This is a genomic window from Alteribacter keqinensis, from assembly GCF_003710255.1.
In the GTDB taxonomy this organism is placed as follows: Bacteria; Bacillota; Bacilli; order Bacillales; family Salisediminibacteriaceae; genus Alteribacter; species Alteribacter keqinensis.
The window spans coordinates 36,534-52,241 of the sequence record NZ_RHIB01000002.1; the positions used below are offsets into that span (position 1 = coordinate 36,534).

General features: G+C 45.4%; 14 protein-coding genes and 1 riboswitch. Of the genes, 1 reads left to right on the top strand and 13 read right to left on the bottom strand.

What is annotated here, in order from left to right:
• Positions 1-134 precede the first annotated feature (134 nt).
• Positions 135-313, bottom strand: a riboswitch (Lysine riboswitch).
• Between the two features lie 80 nt (positions 314-393).
• From yunB to EBO34_RS11885, 12 genes are all read right to left on the bottom strand, one after another.
• Positions 394-1,230 carry a sporulation protein YunB gene (gene yunB / locus EBO34_RS11830; RefSeq protein ID WP_122898790.1) on the bottom strand — a complete coding sequence of 279 codons (837 nt, stop codon included), beginning with the start codon at positions 1,228-1,230 and terminating at the stop codon, positions 394-396.
• Positions 1,231-1,465: 235 nt separating this feature from the next.
• Positions 1,466-2,608 carry a mannitol-1-phosphate 5-dehydrogenase gene (locus EBO34_RS11835; RefSeq protein ID WP_122898792.1) on the bottom strand — a complete coding sequence of 381 codons (1,143 nt, stop codon included), beginning with the start codon at positions 2,606-2,608 and terminating at the stop codon, positions 1,466-1,468.
• Positions 2,609-3,037, bottom strand: a complete 429-nt coding sequence (locus EBO34_RS11840; protein WP_122898794.1) for a PTS mannitol transporter subunit IIA — start codon at positions 3,035-3,037, stop codon at positions 2,609-2,611.
• A gap of 12 nt (positions 3,038-3,049) precedes the next feature.
• Entirely contained in the window at positions 3,050-5,113 is a 2,064-nt protein-coding gene (locus EBO34_RS11845; RefSeq protein WP_122898796.1) for a BglG family transcription antiterminator, read from the bottom strand.
• A 29-nt stretch (positions 5,114-5,142) separates the two neighbouring features.
• The gene (locus EBO34_RS11850; RefSeq protein WP_122898798.1) at positions 5,143-6,582 is read right to left on the bottom strand and encodes a PTS mannitol transporter subunit IIBC; all 1,440 of its coding nucleotides are present in this window, start codon (positions 6,580-6,582) and stop codon (positions 5,143-5,145) included.
• A 660-nt stretch (positions 6,583-7,242) separates the two neighbouring features.
• Positions 7,243-7,725, bottom strand: a complete 483-nt coding sequence (locus tag EBO34_RS11855; RefSeq protein ID WP_122898800.1) for a dihydrofolate reductase — start codon at positions 7,723-7,725, stop codon at positions 7,243-7,245.
• Positions 7,722-8,516 carry a thymidylate synthase gene (locus EBO34_RS11860; RefSeq protein WP_122898803.1) on the bottom strand — a complete coding sequence of 265 codons (795 nt, stop codon included), beginning with the start codon at positions 8,514-8,516 and terminating at the stop codon, positions 7,722-7,724. The genes EBO34_RS11855 and EBO34_RS11860 overlap by 4 nt, the downstream gene beginning before the upstream one ends.
• Positions 8,517-8,722: 206 nt before the next feature.
• Positions 8,723-9,826, bottom strand: a complete 1,104-nt coding sequence (locus tag EBO34_RS11865; RefSeq protein WP_122898805.1) for an HD-GYP domain-containing protein — start codon at positions 9,824-9,826, stop codon at positions 8,723-8,725.
• Positions 9,827-10,048: 222 nt separating this feature from the next.
• The gene (locus EBO34_RS11870; protein ID WP_429699519.1) at positions 10,049-10,342 is read right to left on the bottom strand and encodes a YunC family protein; all 294 of its coding nucleotides are present in this window, start codon (positions 10,340-10,342) and stop codon (positions 10,049-10,051) included.
• A 129-nt stretch (positions 10,343-10,471) separates the two neighbouring features.
• Positions 10,472-11,872: a bifunctional metallophosphatase/5'-nucleotidase gene (locus tag EBO34_RS11875; RefSeq protein ID WP_122898807.1), complete on the bottom strand. Its 1,401-nt coding sequence runs from the start codon at positions 11,870-11,872 to the stop codon at positions 10,472-10,474.
• Between the two features lie 19 nt (positions 11,873-11,891).
• Complete coding sequence (locus tag EBO34_RS11880; protein ID WP_122898809.1) at positions 11,892-12,719, bottom strand: sulfite exporter TauE/SafE family protein; 828 nt, start codon at positions 12,717-12,719, stop codon at positions 11,892-11,894.
• A 59-nt stretch (positions 12,720-12,778) separates the two neighbouring features.
• Positions 12,779-13,633, bottom strand: a complete 855-nt coding sequence (locus EBO34_RS11885) for a DUF72 domain-containing protein (RefSeq protein ID WP_122898811.1) — start codon at positions 13,631-13,633, stop codon at positions 12,779-12,781.
• Between the two features lie 157 nt (positions 13,634-13,790).
• Between EBO34_RS11885 and EBO34_RS21260 the strand changes: the two genes are divergently transcribed.
• On the top strand, positions 13,791-14,072 hold the full coding sequence (locus tag EBO34_RS21260; RefSeq protein ID WP_488154027.1) for a hypothetical protein: 282 nt from the start codon (positions 13,791-13,793) through the stop codon (positions 14,070-14,072).
• Between the two features lie 196 nt (positions 14,073-14,268).
• Here the strand turns inward: EBO34_RS21260 and sufB are convergent, their stop codons facing one another.
• Entirely contained in the window at positions 14,269-15,666 is a 1,398-nt protein-coding gene (sufB, locus tag EBO34_RS11895; protein ID WP_122898814.1) for a Fe-S cluster assembly protein SufB, read from the bottom strand.
• Positions 15,667-15,708: the final 42 nt, after the last annotated feature.

Below are 15,708 nucleotides of genomic sequence, written 5' to 3' on the forward strand. Positions count from 1 at the left end.
CGCAAAAAGCTTGACAATACTGCTGTGAGATGAGGCCGTTCAATTCAAGGAACACTGTCTTTTCTCACAAAAAAAAAGACATCATTGGATTCCAATGCTGCCTTTGTAAGCTAACACATGATCCCCAACAAGAAAGAGTCAGTAGTTCTCCACTGCGGTTTCCCGAGTGACAGTGATGCATTTTTTAAATGCACCCCCAGCCAGGCAGCGCTGGACACGCATACCCGCTTCGGCAAAGTCCCCTTTTTGTATCACTCACAGATGTCCGAATCTCATGATACATACTCTTTGACTTCGCGCCTCTACCTCACACACATCGTGATGAGGTACCATAACCGATTCAATTGTCAAACCGTAAATGATTGTATCAGAGGGTGTAAGGGAATGCAACCATTAATCACCTGGCAAATTTTCCTGCGTTGAAATGGTTTCAGTCTCAGATACATTCACCTCTCCGGTTTCCAAGTCCCTGGAAAGCACAGGGGTTACACCCGTTCCGTAAAACTCAGGCACTTCTCCAGGGATATACACATTGGCCACCGCAATCGAAGTGGTTACAGCAGCCGTATCCGTTGCAAACGGGATTACGATTTTCACATCCGCCTCTATTTCAACGCTGATACTGATCCATGTGTTATTGATCCCCAGAGGTACCGCTTCCCACCTCAGCTGGGATTTCACGTCACCGATGGCGGATAAACGGACAGGCACCCTTGGACCAAGGTGTGCCAGCAGAGCATTGTTAGTAGCCTGACCGAGTGGAATCATGTGAATGATGCCATCCTCGGAAAACGTTGCTCCCTCTCTTTCCACGTTCACATCTGTGGGAAGACCCACATCCCTCACCCTGCCGTGTTCAATATCATTTAAATACGATTGTACGCGCTGGGTTGTCTGCTGCAAAACTTTATTAAATATAACCGGGTTGAAGTTCATATACGTAATACTGCCATCAGGACCCATCTCTGTTTCAATGACCTCTTCCAGGTTCGTATTCTCAAGAATCTGTTTGGAAATCGCATCATTGATAGCAAGTGTCCCGATCCTCTGTGTCTCAGTCTTTGCAATGGATATAAGCGTCGGACGAATACCCTTTTCAACAATCACAAGACCCTGGGCAGTCATCAGAGAAAAAATTAAAAATGAAATTAAAAATACATAACGAAAAGGCAAAGGTCCTTTCCGTCTCCTTGATTTGACCGGCTTGAACGCCCGAAACCTCCGCTTCATCAGCCAAGCACCCCTTCCTCTCTTACATACCTATGCAAAATTGTCGGGGGACAGACCCCGCACAATTCAGAGAAAAAGAAGGTTTCGGTTTTAATTTTAAAATTCCTATTAAAATACCTCCACTTTTTCAGCGAGGTTAGGCGAGCACCATGAAACTCTTTACGCCCATAACATTCTTCAATGAAATATAACCATGCCGGCAAAAAAACGAAGGCTGGCAGCCTTCGTTTTTCCTTTATTTTTCTGCCTCATTGTATTTCTCAGAAATCGATTCGTATAAAGGTGAGTTTTCTTCCAGCTGTGAATAGTGTCTCAAAACATAACCCACACCTTTTTCCTGTATCTCCTCAGCGAGTTTCACCGCTTCCGGATCGTCTTCGTTCCGGAAAGAGAGAGCCGCCACAATCACATCAACGAGAAAAGCAGGCTGCCCATTTCGCTTCATTAACTGCTCTGCGGGAGAGATCAACCTTTCCTTACGTCCCAGTTTCCGTAGAGGGGTGCGCCCTACCCGCTTCACGTCATCCACCAGTTTGGGATTTACAAAGCGTGCCAGTACCTTCTCGATATAGGCTTTTTGCTCATCTTTAGAAAAGGTGTCATACTTTGCTGTAAGCAACTTCCCCGTTTCCTCCAGCGCTCCACTTACAGACGTAAATACACCTTCATCTGCCATCGCCTCAGCAATTGTTTTGTACCCTTCCAAAGAGCCGAGATACGCTGCCGCTGCGTGCCCCGTGTTGACGGTGAAAAGCTTACGCTCAATATAAGGGGAAAGAGCTTCCACATATAGGATACCTGGAATCCTTACGTCCGGATTCTTCATTCCTTCTGTTTCAACAATCCATTCATAGAATGGCTCAACTGTTACATCCAACCCGTTTCCAACGACTTGTTCGGGAACAATCCGGTCTACTGCAGCATTTGGAAAGCCGGCCGACTCTTCAACAATCCTGCGTTCCTCATCATCTGCTTGATCCAGCACATACTGTTTCAGTTGTTCACTGCCCCCTACCATGTTCTCGCAGGCGATCACATCTACAGCTTTACCGCTTCTTTTTACCAGTCCTTCTTTTATTACAGGAGCAAGGAACTTAAGAACGTTCGGCCCCACAGCCGTTGTCACGATATCCGCTTCTGCAATTTCTGAGACAACTTTATCTGTTTCAGTACGGCTGTTCAGGCCTTTTACACCATGCACGGAATAACGCAGTTCTTCCTCCTGGGCGTAAACAATGTCATAATGCCTTTCACTGTTCATGGCGTTAATAACCTCATCATTCACATCTACAAATGTAATCGCTGCTCCCGCATCGTATAGCAGCTGGCCGATAAAGCCTCTCCCGATGTTTCCCGCACCAAAGTGGACGGCTTTCATCTATACGACCTCCTCAAAAAGACTGAGCAGTTCTTCCGGAGACGATGCGGATACCATTTTTTCAATGTTTTCTTCTTCAGAACAGACGATGGCGATTTGCGAAAGGATTTCCAGATGCTCATTATCTTTTCCGGCAATACCAATCAATACTTTCACTTCGTTTCCGTCAAAATCCACCCCGCCCGGCACTTGTACGATGGAAATCCCAGAGTGCTTTACTTCTTTCTTGGAATCTTCTGTTCCATGAGGAATCGCTACAAAATTCCCCATATAGGTTGACGTCAGAGCTTCTCTTTCTTTCATCTTTTCAATATAACCCGGAGACACATACCCTTTTTCAACCAAAATACTGCCTGTTTGTTCAATGGCTTCTTCCTTCGTTGCCGGTTCCGCTCCAAGTACAATATTTTCTTTCGTTAAAATACTCATATAAAACACTCCTCATAAAGATTTTAAATAATCGTTAAATACTTTTGATAATTGATGAAGAACATCGTCTTTTTCCCCGTATTCGAATACATGAAGACTTTTCTCATCATGCACAATCGCAGCGCTGATCGAACTTAGAACCTGCAGCTCTTCTTGGCTCGAATCTTCTCCTGTGACCATACATAGAACCGTTGTTATTTCCTGTTCCCCGCCGTCCATCCCCTTTGTCATAAGAGCTCCGCTGATCCGTGCGATTGTAAAAACAGGCTGTTTTACCGCCTGGGTCCGGGCGTGGAAAAGAGCCATTCCCGTATTGGGTATGCCAAGTCCCCCCAGCTTTTCCCGCTCAATCAGTGCCTTGGACACCTCCTCGGCAGACTCAATCTTCTTTTCCTTTTCCATTTCCGTGCAGAGGCTGTCCAAAAGCCCCGGGATGTCAGCTGAGTCAAAACGGTACACTTCAAACTGATTGAGCAGACTGACGATGGCATTTACCGATTTTGAATAGCCTTCAAAATGATCAATGTGTAAACCGGCATTGGATTCTTGTTTTGTTTCCTTCGCTTTCGGTTTTAACTGCTGAAGGTGTTGATGAATAGCCACGCTTTCACTTTGGGGCAAAAACGGACTCACAACAAAATAATCCCGGTTCACGCTGGTCAATTTAATCGTAGAAAGAACCAGATCATAGTCATCAAGGTTCATATCCATCATTTCCTGAACAGAAATGGTCTGCACACGATCGATTAACGAAATTTCCTTTTGAATTCTCGAGGCAAGCATTTTTGCAGACCCGACGCCGCTCGAACAAATCACAAGTGCCGTATAACCTGTATTACGCCGCCTCTGATTCATCACCGATCCAAAATGCATCACTAGATAGGCCACTTCTTCATCGGGAATATCAAGACCGGGAAAAACGGCCTTTACACCTTCTTCAAGTGTTTGAAAAAGTACTGGGTATTCTTCTTTAATTTGTCCGGTCATAGGGTTATGAATCTTCATCCCTTCCTTGATTCGGTAGAGAGCAGGATACAGGTGTGTAACAAGCCCCTGAAGAAGGGAAGAATCTTTTTCAAGGTCCCCTGCTATTTTTTTATCAACATAACGAATGAGTTTCTTAGCATAAAGGACAGTGTCCATGTTCGCCTGATCGAGCTGCACATACTGTTCAGCACTGAGCTTCGCTCCCCTGAGGTGCATGGTAATATAGCCGGTTTCAGCTTGCGGGATCTGAATAGCGAGTTTCCCTTCCAGGCGCCGGGCAAGCTCTCCAGCAAGCTTCCATTCTGCCGTCTCCATCATCTCTTCCAGTCCGCCCTGCTTCATGGTGATTTCTTCACCCAGCTTAATTCGTTCGATGGATAAAGTAAGGTGGATGACTAATCCGATATAAGCAGAGTCGGCAATCTCATATGGAAGGTCTCCCCTTACATCCTGGACGGCTTCTTCCACAGCCGAGAGCATGTCCTTATCCACCAGATGCAGAAGGCGGGCTGAAACTGTATTCATGCTGCCCTCTTCATCAGGCTGACGGTGTATTAAGGAATAGAAGTCTTCTTCATTCACAAACTCTACCAAAAGCCGGCTCATAGCCCTTCGCTTATTCGTTTCTGTACCGGACAAGTCAATTCCTGATCCTCTTTTTCTTACAACACTCAGCTGAAAGTCCCCAAGCCAGTCATCAGCTCTCGACAGATCAGTACTGATCGTGGCAGCGGTGACATTCAATTCGGTTGCAAGAGTAAACAGTTTTACAGGTTCACGTAAATGAAGAAGTTTGCTGATCAGCAGTACTTTCCGTTCTTCAGGTGTATACTCTTCATGGTTCAGCTGGGAGATATACTCGTGTAACTCATCCAGCCGGGGCTGAGAAGCTTGAAGCTCAAGCCCCCTGCCGGATTGCTTAACCAGAGTCACACCAAAGGAATCTAAGATATCCTCTACGCCCTTCAAGTCGCGGTGGACGGTCCGGTCGCTGACCTGAATGGATTTCGCAATTTCCTTAATGGTAATGTCCTGTTTGGCCCTCAGCAATTGTTCAATGATTTTTCGTTCACGAGCAGAGATATACATGTTATCGTCTCCCGCAGTTCTTTTTCACATTATTTTAACCGCTTTACCAGCTCGTCGTATTTCGGTGAGCCGAGAAAGTTGTCAACGGAAATGTGGTCCGCATCCGGCAATTTGTCCTTTGCCCGCTCAGTCAGATCTTTATGAGTAATGACAATATCCGCATCAGCCGGCAGATTACTGATTGAAGTGTTTGTAACCTCAATATCAATTGACTCTTTCTTGAATTTATTTCTCAGAATGGATGCTCCCATGGCACTGGAACCCATGCCCGCATCACAGGCAAATACGACTTTATTTACCTCAGCATCTGCTTTCGAATGTTCTACAGTTTCTTTTTCTTCTTTCTCACTGTCTGCCTGACTTCCAACAGCAGCGCTTTTCTTCCCTTTCATATCCTGCATTTTCGCCGCAGCACCTTGAAGATCTCCTTCATCGTCAGGTGCCCCGCGCTTCAGGATCACAGAAGCAATCAGGAATGAAACGACCGTTGCCACAATAACCCCTGCATAAACACCAAGGAAATTACCTTGAGGTGTTAACAGCGTATAAGCAATGATACTTCCTGGTGAAGGTGAAGATGAAAGACCTGCATTAAAGAGTGTGAAGACGAAAATACCGCTCATTCCCCCGCCGATTGCCGCCAGAATCAGCAATGGTTTCATTAAGATATAAGGGAAGTAAATTTCGTGAATGCCCCCGAAGAAGTGAATGACACTCGCTCCTGAAGCTGACTGTCTTGCCATTCCTTTACCGAATACCATATAAGCTAACAGTATACCCAGTCCCGGTCCCGGGTTGGTTTCAAGCATGAATAAGATTGACTTTCCTTCCTGAAGCGCCTGCTCGGCTCCAAGAGGAGATAAAATGCCGTGGTTAATAGCATTATTTAAGAAAAGTACCTTCCCCGGCTCAATAAAGATACTGACCAAAGGCAGCAGTCCAGCATTGACAATCACTTGTACTCCGCCTGCCAGAACCGTTGTAAAGGCTACAATGACCGGTCCGATCCCGATGACTCCGAGCATGGCAAGAAGCGCACCGAGTATCCCTGCCGAGAAGTTATTGTAAAGCATTTCAAAGCCTTGTCTTACTTTTGGTAAGAACACATTGTCAATTTTCTTAATAATAAAACCTGCAAGTGGTCCCATGATCATAGCGCCCAGGAACATTGGAATGTCCGCGCCTATGATAACCCCCATTGTAGCAATGGCACCGACCACACCACCACGAACATCATAAATGATCTTACCACCTGTATACGCGATCAATAATGGCAGCAGGTAAGTAATCATCGGTCCTACAAGCTGCTCAAACGTCTCATTTGGCAGCCACCCTGTCGGAATAAACAAAGCTGTGATTAATCCCCATGCAATAAATGCCCCGATGTTTGGCATGATCATTCCGCTAAGGAAACTGCCAAACTTCTGTACTCTGGCCTTAACTGAACTTTTTTTCTTTTCTTCAGCCATTTATGATTCCTCCTCTTTGATTAAGGATTTCGTTTTCTTATACTTTTATAGTAAAAGGGAATGTATGCGCAATCAATTTAATTTAAAGCCAATTTCGTCAAACCACTTCATGACATTTCTTTGTTTGGCAGCTGGACAGCTTTATAGGAATAGGAGGAGGAGTGATTTAGGTTCGGGATGATTTATGGAGAACTTTTCACGGTTTATGCAGACTTTCCGGAGTTTTATGGAGAACTTATGTACATTTAAAGAGAATTCATCATATTTCGACATTTAAGAAAACCGGACCTGAGGAGAATCGGATTCTCTTTTCAAGGCTGCTGGTTTTTTTATAGGTGTATCGGCCACTAATTCTGATTTATCGACCTCTAACAGAAATATATCGGCCATTCGACACACACCGCTTTCTTCCGCACAGCAAAACCGCCTCCACTAATCCGCTCTCCATTTAAATACCTTTTGCATTTTTATGAAGAACTTCCCCTCATTTATACATGTCCACTTTTATACAGAGCTTCCGCCGGATATAGACAGACTTCAGCAGTATTTATGCAGAACTTCCAGCGATCGAAAGAGGATGCCCGGAAACGACATTCCCTCCCTGCCGCCCTCCGACACAAAAATCCCCCCGTCACACAAATGGACGGGGGGGGGATACTATTATCTCTTCCGGTCATAAACGAAAAATGTATGGGCGTATTTGTTCTCACTGTCCATTTTTCCTTCAAGCTTCTCAGTGATATCCCAGTTCTGTTCTGAAAATGGCGGGAAATACGTATCGCCTTGGAACGTATGGTGAATGCGCGTCACATAAAGACGGTCCGCTTTATCCATGAGCTGTTCGAATACCTTCTGACCGCCCAGGACCATGACCTCTTCTTTTTGAGCCAGGTCGTCAACAACAGCGAGGCTGTCCACCACTTCAATCCCGTCATGGTAAAAGTCAGGGTTGCTTGTAACGACGATGTTTCGTCGGTCCGGCAGCGGTCTTCCGATGGAAACAAACGTGTTTCTGCCCATAACGACGGTGTGACCCGATGTAATTCTTTTAAAGTGAGCCAGATCGTTTGGAAGACTCCAGGGCAGTTTATTCTCATGACCGATCACATTGTTCTCGTCCATCGCAGCAATCAATGAAATCATACACTCACCTCTCCTTTAATGTGTGGGTGAGGGTCGTATTCCACTAATTCAAAGTCATCAAACGTAAAGTCCTCGATCTTCGTAATGTCCGGGTTCAGTTTCATCTTCGGAAGGCTTCTCGGTTCACGGCTCATCTGCAATTTCACCTGCTCGATATGATTGCTGTATATGTGTACATCTCCGAAGGTATGAACAAACTCCCCATACTCCAGGCCGCATTCCTGAGCAATCATCATTGTAAGGAGGGCGTAAGATGCAATGTTGAAAGGCACCCCGAGAAACAGGTCCGCACTTCGCTGGTACAGCTGACAGGACAGTTTACCGTCCGCTACATAGAACTGAAACAGGCAGTGGCATGGGCTCAAGGCCATTTTATCCAGATCACCTACATTCCACGCGTTGACAACAAGCCGTCTTGAATCAGGGTTCTTCTTAATTTCTTCGATGACGTTTCTCAACTGGTCAATCGACTCCCCTTCAGGTGTCGGCCAGCTGCGCCACTGTTTTCCGTAAACCGGGCCAAGGTCGCCATTTTCATCAGCCCATTCATTCCAGATCCGTACATTATTTTCTTTAAGATAGGCGATGTTTGTGTCACCTTTAATAAACCAGAGCAGTTCATGAATGATTGCCCTCAATGAAAGTTTCTTCGTAGTAAGAAGCGGGAACCCTTCAGCGAGATTAAAACGCATCTGGTATCCGAACGTGCTCACTGTTCCCGTTCCTGTACGGTCATCTTTCTTTGTGCCGTTTTCCAGCACATGTTCACATAAGTCAAGATATTGTTTCATATCCGCAGCCTCCTATTCTTAATTGAGGCCCCTGAAAAAGTACAAACCAACTTTTTCAGTGCCTATTATTTCAGTGGCAATGGCTCCACTCGGTTGCGCGCCTGTTACGAGAAACCCATTCATAACAGGCTTTTAAAAATGCAACCGTTCCGCACATTGCTCAGAATGCACTGGAAAAGTTAAAGACCGAACTTTTTCAGTACATTCTACGATGCTTCTTCTTTAGAAAGCCTGGCTTCACACTTCACAATTGTAATGTTTAATTCTTTCGTCAGATCCACCTCATAAGGGGAAATAACCCTTCCTGCCTCTTGTAAAATTCGGATGACCGGCCTGGCATTCATGTTTTTATTCTGCTTGGATACAACACCTTGCCTGCCGTCATTCAACATCACTTCAAGACCGACCGGGTAGATAGCCACAGTTTTTGCAAAAACCTCAACCATTTTTTTATCAAACAGGTTGTCCGCTCCCGCATAAAGAAGCTCAAGACCTTCGTGTGGAAGCCTCGCTTTTCTGTATATACGGTTAGAGGTAACGGCATCAAATACGTCGGCGATTCCGATGATTTTTCCGTAAAGATGAATCTCATCTCCACCGATTCCCCGCGGATATCCCGAACCATTCAGGCGCTCGTGATGCTGGTATGCACAGTGGGCTGATAACAAAGGAATTGTATGGGTTTTTCTCAGCATTTCATAGCCTGCTGTTGTATGCTCTTTGATGACCGCAAACTCTTCATCCGTGAGGGCATTCTTTTTATGTAACACTTCGGTAGGTACGGCCATCTTCCCGATATCGTGGAGTAGAGAGCCAAGTCCGAGATCCTTAAGCTGACCCTCATTAAGCCCGAGTCGTTCCCCCAGGGCAAGAGCATAGACAGTGACATTCAATGAATGGTGAAAAATATAGGAATCATAGCAATACGCACTCGATAAAAGGGAAATCGCTTCTTTATGCTTCCTCACATCATGCAGAATGTTTGAGACAATGCCGCCAAACGAACGGCTGACTTTGTCGACCTCAAAAGATTTTTTCAAAACTTCAGGAGCTGTAACGGCCTGAAAGGATTTCTTAATCGTATTAATGGACGAATGCCTCGTCTGCTCGGTAATGACTTCTTCAAAGTATATATCACTTGTAACGTCATCATCAACGTAGGCAAACGTAATCCCCTTTGCCTTTAACCGGCTGATCATGGCATTGGACAGTGGTATGCCTGCCTGCACGAGGACTTGTCCATTTTCATTGTAAATCGCCTTTGCAAGACGATCATTTTGTTTTATAGAGTAAACTGATCGTAGACGCATAATTGACCTGCCTTTGCTGAGAAATACGCTCTGATTTATGATGTCTCAATAGGTCAGCAATAGCTTTATCCGCTGCTATCCCGGCAAACGAAACCTTTACATACCGGCTTTCCAGCGGCTTAGCCCTTGCTTTAAAAGGTGTCCCAAACGATAAGACAACCTGGAGGGACACCTTCAACATCCTTCGGTTACTAAAAGAAAAGGATTCACATTAATCCTTTATTATACTTTCTCCACCATGCGAAGCAATGCCTCTTTTCCTGACATGCCTGCATGAATGCCTAGATACTCCGCTTCATAAGTAACAGATTCAAGGGGCGCGTTCAGCAGGTCATCGATCGTTCTTACACCTACTGCTCTTCCCGCTACAATCTTTCGTGCTGCAAGCTTTTCGTTCAACAGTGCCACGTCCAAAGCACCGCACATAATGTAGCCAACGTCATTAGTAACAGCCATGAAGTTCGTTTTCGGTAACTTCACAGTAATTGCAGTAAAAGGCTTACCATCTATAAACATCGGTTGCACATCAATCACGTCACTCACCTCTTCCACTTCCGGCTATTCCTTCTGACTCAAACAAGTCACAGGCTAGTAACAGCTTATGAGTGAAAAAGAAAAAAGTGCTTGTTCAATGGCTCCGGGCCTTTAATCGAGGTGTATGTTCCTAAGGCTCCATGCCAGTACGTCCCTGAGGAACTCCGGCATATAATAGGTTTTCTCATTTACTGTGCTTATGGAAGGGTACAGGTATCCGAAGGTAAACATATCTACCGTTGCTACATTGTAATTAGCTGACCGGTCAAGAGGTTTTCCAAGGATACGGATGTCTTTCGGCTGCAGGGGTCCCTCCGGTGATTCCAAAACGTCAATCCCATCATACACCATCATACCAAGAATCTTTCCGCGGAAACCAAATCCTTTGACTTTTTTATAAATCTTCTCCTCTTTATGGGCCTCCCGGATGAACTCAAGGAGTCTCTCACCCGAGAGCTTCACTTTCGCCGGATTAATCGGGTGTGGACAAATACTGTGAAGGGTCCCCTTTGTGACGGGTCCCTTCTTCAGTCCTTCAAGAAGAATCCCGGCATTCATCATCGCTACATCCGCCTCGCACCAGCGTCTGAGCCCGGTTACAAGGAGCTTGGACAGAGGTGTTTCCTTTTCCCAGCTCAGTTCCCAGTCTTCCGGCAGTGTCGTAACAACTTCACCTAAAACATCATCTGCACGCTTTTGAAGCTCAGTAAGAGCATCTTCTGTATCCTTATCTCTGCCTCCATGTGCGTGATCCACTTCAACTGTGTGGATATCTACCAGGGAAACCGAATGACTCGTTTCATCAAATGAGATCGTAATGTCCCCAAAGTGAGAGCCGGAACGTCCGCACTGATGAATCCAGGTCTCATTAATTTTTTCTCCGTCCAAAAGAAGGTGGTGGGTGTGGGACCCGAGAATCAGGTCAATCTCCGGATACTGCTTTGCCATCCGCTCATCATCGTGCAATCCCAGATGGGAAAGACAAACCAGCACATCTACCTGGTCCTTCAGCAAATTGACTTCTTCTTCAATTGCCTCAAACGGATCTTCAATCGACCATCCAAGAGCACTGTAGAACAGTTTGTAGGCAACCGTCACACCGAAAACACCAACCGTGACACCCTGCTTTGTTGTAAAGATCCGATGGGATTTTGCCCATCCGGGCTTTTGCCCGTTTGCATCTTTCAGGTTTGCAACGAGCACATCAAATCCTGCATCGGCATAAAGAGCATCCAGCTGTTTTTTTGAAAAAGTCATTCCTTCATTATTGCCAATGGTGACTGCGTCATAACGGAGACGGTTGAGGAGTTCCACATTCCCTTTCCCTTCTAGCCCCTCCGTTATCGGATGAACCCGGTCGGCATGATCACCGATGTCGAAAAGCAGTACTTCTTCACCCTCCTCCTCAGCTTCATCTCTCAGTTCATTGATTTTTGAAACAACAGCAGGCCACTGACTCAGCTGGCTGTGTAAGTCATTTGTATGTAGAATCCTAAGTGTTTTTTTCTTCAAGATGTTCACCACCTATGCGTCACGCCCCTGTTATACCTTGATAAATAAGGCGGATACCGATAATAACCAACATAATACGCAGTAAATTGACAACCGTATCACTTGCCAGACGACGGTTAATCGCAGCTCCGATCATACCGCCTGCCCATGCACCGGGAATTAAGGCTGCTGCATACAGCCAATCTACGTTTCCTAATGAAATGTGCGAAATGGAACTTACAATCGCAGATAAAAAGACGAGGAACATCGAAGTAGCTACAGCCATGTGAGCCGGAAATGCAAATAGCAGGATCATGGCCGGAACCATTAATGATCCTCCGCCAATTCCAAAGAGACCGGAACACATCCCCACAACAAAGGCGATAGCAATGCCTAACGCAGGATGATACCCGTATTCAACCGTATCACCGAGATCATTTTGGTACGTTCTGCGCACGCCGCCCTTTTTCGCAAGCTGGATCGGCTTCACATATTTTCTGACCATTAGAATAAACGATACGAGGATAATAAAGACCCCAAAAAAGATAAGGAACATGTTCACATTGATATCTTTATTTAACCAGACACCGAAAAGTGCCCCCGGTCCGCTTCCGATAAAAAAGATGAGTCCGCTCTTAATATCTACTTTTTTCTGTTTTACATAAGCAAGTGTGGAGGAAAGTCCTGTAAATATCATCACAAGAAGAGACGTTCCGACAGCCACCTGTGGAGTAATCCCTTCCAGAATCGTTGTATAGCCGCTCAAAACCATAAGAGCCGGGACAATAATAATCCCTCCGCCAAGACCCATAATACTTCCCAGGATCGCAGCGACCAAGCCTAAAAATAATAAAAGAATCCATTCCATAATCGTATATCTTCACTTTCTGCTGCCAGCCTGCAGCGCTTGATGTATACCTTCTATTATCAATCAAAAAGGTCAAGTTGTCGAGGTGCTAGGCCCTTGTAATCAAGGCCAAGTATATCAATCATTGTCTTTGCATTTCCTGCCGCATGGCCGCCGGAATTGTTATTAAAAAGAACATAAACATTCTTTGCAGACTGATATGCTTTCTTAACTTTACCTGCGAGATCCTCCAGTTCCTGTTGGTTGTATTCATATAAATAGCGGACGTCCCGCCACTCTTGTCCATTGGCCGGTTTATTCCACCCTGCTACATTACGCCCATGAAACCGAAAGAGAACATCATCATTCCCTGCAGTATCCAGAACGAAAGGAATCGACCTTGCCCCTGCCTGAGGTTCATCACAAATGCTGTGAATCCACTTTTCTTTTTCCATAAAAGAAAGAGTTTGTTCTTTGAATTCCGGTGCAAACCAGGATTGATGGCGAAACTCAAGAGCGCAGGGTACGTCATTTAAGTATTCCTTACAATAGCGTAAGTACTGGACATTCTCTTTTTTACATTCAAACCACGGTGGAAACTGACAAAGTACCATTGCTAATTTCCCGCTCTTTTGAAGAGGATCAAGAGAAGTTAAAAAAGCATCGAACATTTCCTCGCGTGTGGAAAAGGGATTGCCGTCCCCACGCTGGTGACCTGTCATCCCCTGGTAAGCCTTTACAACAAACGAAAACGAATCCGGTGTATCATAAGCCCACTTCTCCATGTTTCTTAGTGGCTGGACAGCGTAAAAGGTAGAATCAATTTCCACAGTTGGGAAGTGACCTGCATAGACACTGAGCTTTTCCGAGCTTTTTGTTATACCTCCATATAAAGAGTCATGATCTCCCCAACCGGTAAGGCCTATTTTGATCATGTATTCCATACACCTCTTTCTTTACCCAGCCTCTTCTTGTGTTTTATCTTTTCAGTAGGCTGTTAACTATACGCATTTTTATTTTAGTACATATGCTGATGTGTGAATACCCTGTTTGCGTCACTTTGAAAACGAGAGTTATGAAATTGAGGGGAGAATGAACATATTGGAGCAACAACCTTTTTATACTTCAGAAACACGAATAATTCATGGAGGATATGATACCCGTCGTCCTAGACCGGGCGGATGGGGTGGCGGTGGCTGGGGCGGCCGGCCGCGGCCAGGCTGGGGCGGCTATGGTGCAATCGGATTCGGCGCACCATTCTTGGGCGGTTTGTTAGGAGGAGCATTAGGCAGCTCATTGGCGGGTCCAAGCTATTATTATCCTCAGCCTTTCGGTTATCCGTACTATGCGTATGCTTATCCTTATTATTACTAGGGAGGTGGCGGTTAAACAGGTTCTTGCTCGGTTTAAACAGGTTCTTGCTCGGTTTAAACACGTTATCAGCCGCTTTAAACAGGTTAGCACACCCTTTAAACAGGTTAGTCCTGCCTGCCCCGCATCCCCCACCCATTTCCCGCTAAAAAAGAACCTGGAGACCAAAATCTCCAGGCTCTTTCTATATTCAAGCGGATTACCCGATAGAACCTTCCATCTCGAACTTGATCAGGCGGTTCATTTCTACGGCATATTCCATTGGAAGTTCTTTTGTGAATGGCTCGATGAAGCCCATTACGATCATTTCTGTTGCTTCCTGCTCGGAAACACCACGGCTCATCAAGTAGAACAACTGCTCTTCAGACACTTTGGAAACTGTTGCTTCGTGCTCCAAAGTAATGTCGTTGTTTAAGATTTCATTGTATGGGATCGTATCGGAAGTGGACTCGTTATCCATGATAAGCGTGTCACACTCGATTTTGGATTTAGATCCTTCAGATTTTCGTCCGAAGTGACAGATTCCACGGTACGTTACCTTACCACCCTGCTTGGAGATGGACTTGGAAACGATCGTAGATGAGCAGTCAGGTGCTAAATGGTGTACTTTCGCACCGGCATCCTGGTGCTGACCTTTACCTGCGATAGCAATGGAAAGGATGTTACCACGGGCACCGCGGCCTTTCATCACGACTGCAGGGTATTTCATCGTCAGCTTGGAACCAATGTTACCGTCAACCCATTCCATGTTGGCACCTTCTTCAGCAACGGCACGTTTTGTAACGAGGTTGAAGACGTTTGGCGCCCAGTTCTGGATTGTCGTGTAACGGCAGTAAGCGTTTTTCTTAACGATGATCTCAACAACCGCACTGTGTAGAGAGTTGGTTGTGTAAACAGGAGCTGTACAACCTTCTACATAGTGTACAGAGCTGTCTTCATCGGCAATGATAAGCGTACGCTCAAACTGACCCATGTTTTCAGAGTTAATACGGAAGTATGCCTGAAGCGGTGTATCCGTTTTAATTCCTTTTGGTACATAGATGAACGATCCACCGGACCATACCGCAGAGTTTAATGCCGCGAATTTGTTATCAGATGGAGGAATCGTTTTTCCGAAATGCTCACGGAAAATATCTTCGTTCTCTTTTAGCGCTGTATCGGTGTCTTTAAACACGATTCCCTGCTCAGTAAGCTCTTCTTTCATGTTGTGGTAAACAACTTCAGATTCATACTGGGCAGATACCCCAGCAAGATACTTTTGCTCTGCTTCAGGAATACCGAGTTTATCAAATGTGTTCTTGATTTCTTCCGGTACTTCATCCCAGGAGCGCTCAGACTTCTCAGACGGCTTTACGTAGTACGTAATTTCATCGAAGTTCAATTCGCTCAAGTCGCCGCCCCACTGAGGCATTGGCATTTTATAAAACTGCTCCAGTGATTTCAAACGGAAATCGAGCATCCATTGTGGCTCTTCTTTCATACGGGAAATTTCCTCGACGATTTCTTTTGTCAGTCCGCGTTTAGACCGAAAAATCGATACGTCCTTATCGGAAAAACCGTATTGATATTCACTGATTTCTGGCATTTTCTTTGCCATGTGAAAAACCTCCCTTGTGATTCTGGTAAAACCAAACCGCGC

Coding starts and splice junctions, on each gene's coding strand:
- EBO34_RS11840 (WP_122898794.1), bottom strand. CDS start 3,037: ATGAGTATTTTAACGAAAGAAAATATTGTACTTGGAGCGGAACCGGCA.
- EBO34_RS11855 (WP_122898800.1), bottom strand. CDS start 7,725: ATGATTTCATTGATTGCTGCGATGGACGAGAACAATGTGATCGGTCAT.
- EBO34_RS11885 (WP_122898811.1), bottom strand. CDS start 13,633: ATGATCAAAATAGGCCTTACCGGTTGGGGAGATCATGACTCTTTATAT.
- EBO34_RS11850 (WP_122898798.1), bottom strand. CDS start 6,582: ATGGCTGAAGAAAAGAAAAAAAGTTCAGTTAAGGCCAGAGTACAGAAG.
- EBO34_RS11865 (WP_122898805.1), bottom strand. CDS start 9,826: ATGCGTCTACGATCAGTTTACTCTATAAAACAAAATGATCGTCTTGCA.
- sufB (WP_122898814.1), bottom strand. CDS start 15,666: ATGGCAAAGAAAATGCCAGAAATCAGTGAATATCAATACGGTTTTTCC.
- EBO34_RS11860 (WP_122898803.1), bottom strand. CDS start 8,516: ATGAAACAATATCTTGACTTATGTGAACATGTGCTGGAAAACGGCACA.
- EBO34_RS11870 (WP_429699519.1), bottom strand. CDS start 10,342: ATGTTTATAGATGGTAAGCCTTTTACTGCAATTACTGTGAAGTTACCG.
- EBO34_RS11880 (WP_122898809.1), bottom strand. CDS start 12,719: ATGGAATGGATTCTTTTATTATTTTTAGGCTTGGTCGCTGCGATCCTG.
- EBO34_RS11835 (WP_122898792.1), bottom strand. CDS start 2,608: ATGAAAGCCGTCCACTTTGGTGCGGGAAACATCGGGAGAGGCTTTATC.
- EBO34_RS21260 (WP_488154027.1), top strand. CDS start 13,791: ATGAACATATTGGAGCAACAACCTTTTTATACTTCAGAAACACGAATA.
- EBO34_RS11845 (WP_122898796.1), bottom strand. CDS start 5,113: ATGTATATCTCTGCTCGTGAACGAAAAATCATTGAACAATTGCTGAGG.
- yunB (WP_122898790.1), bottom strand. CDS start 1,230: ATGAAGCGGAGGTTTCGGGCGTTCAAGCCGGTCAAATCAAGGAGACGG.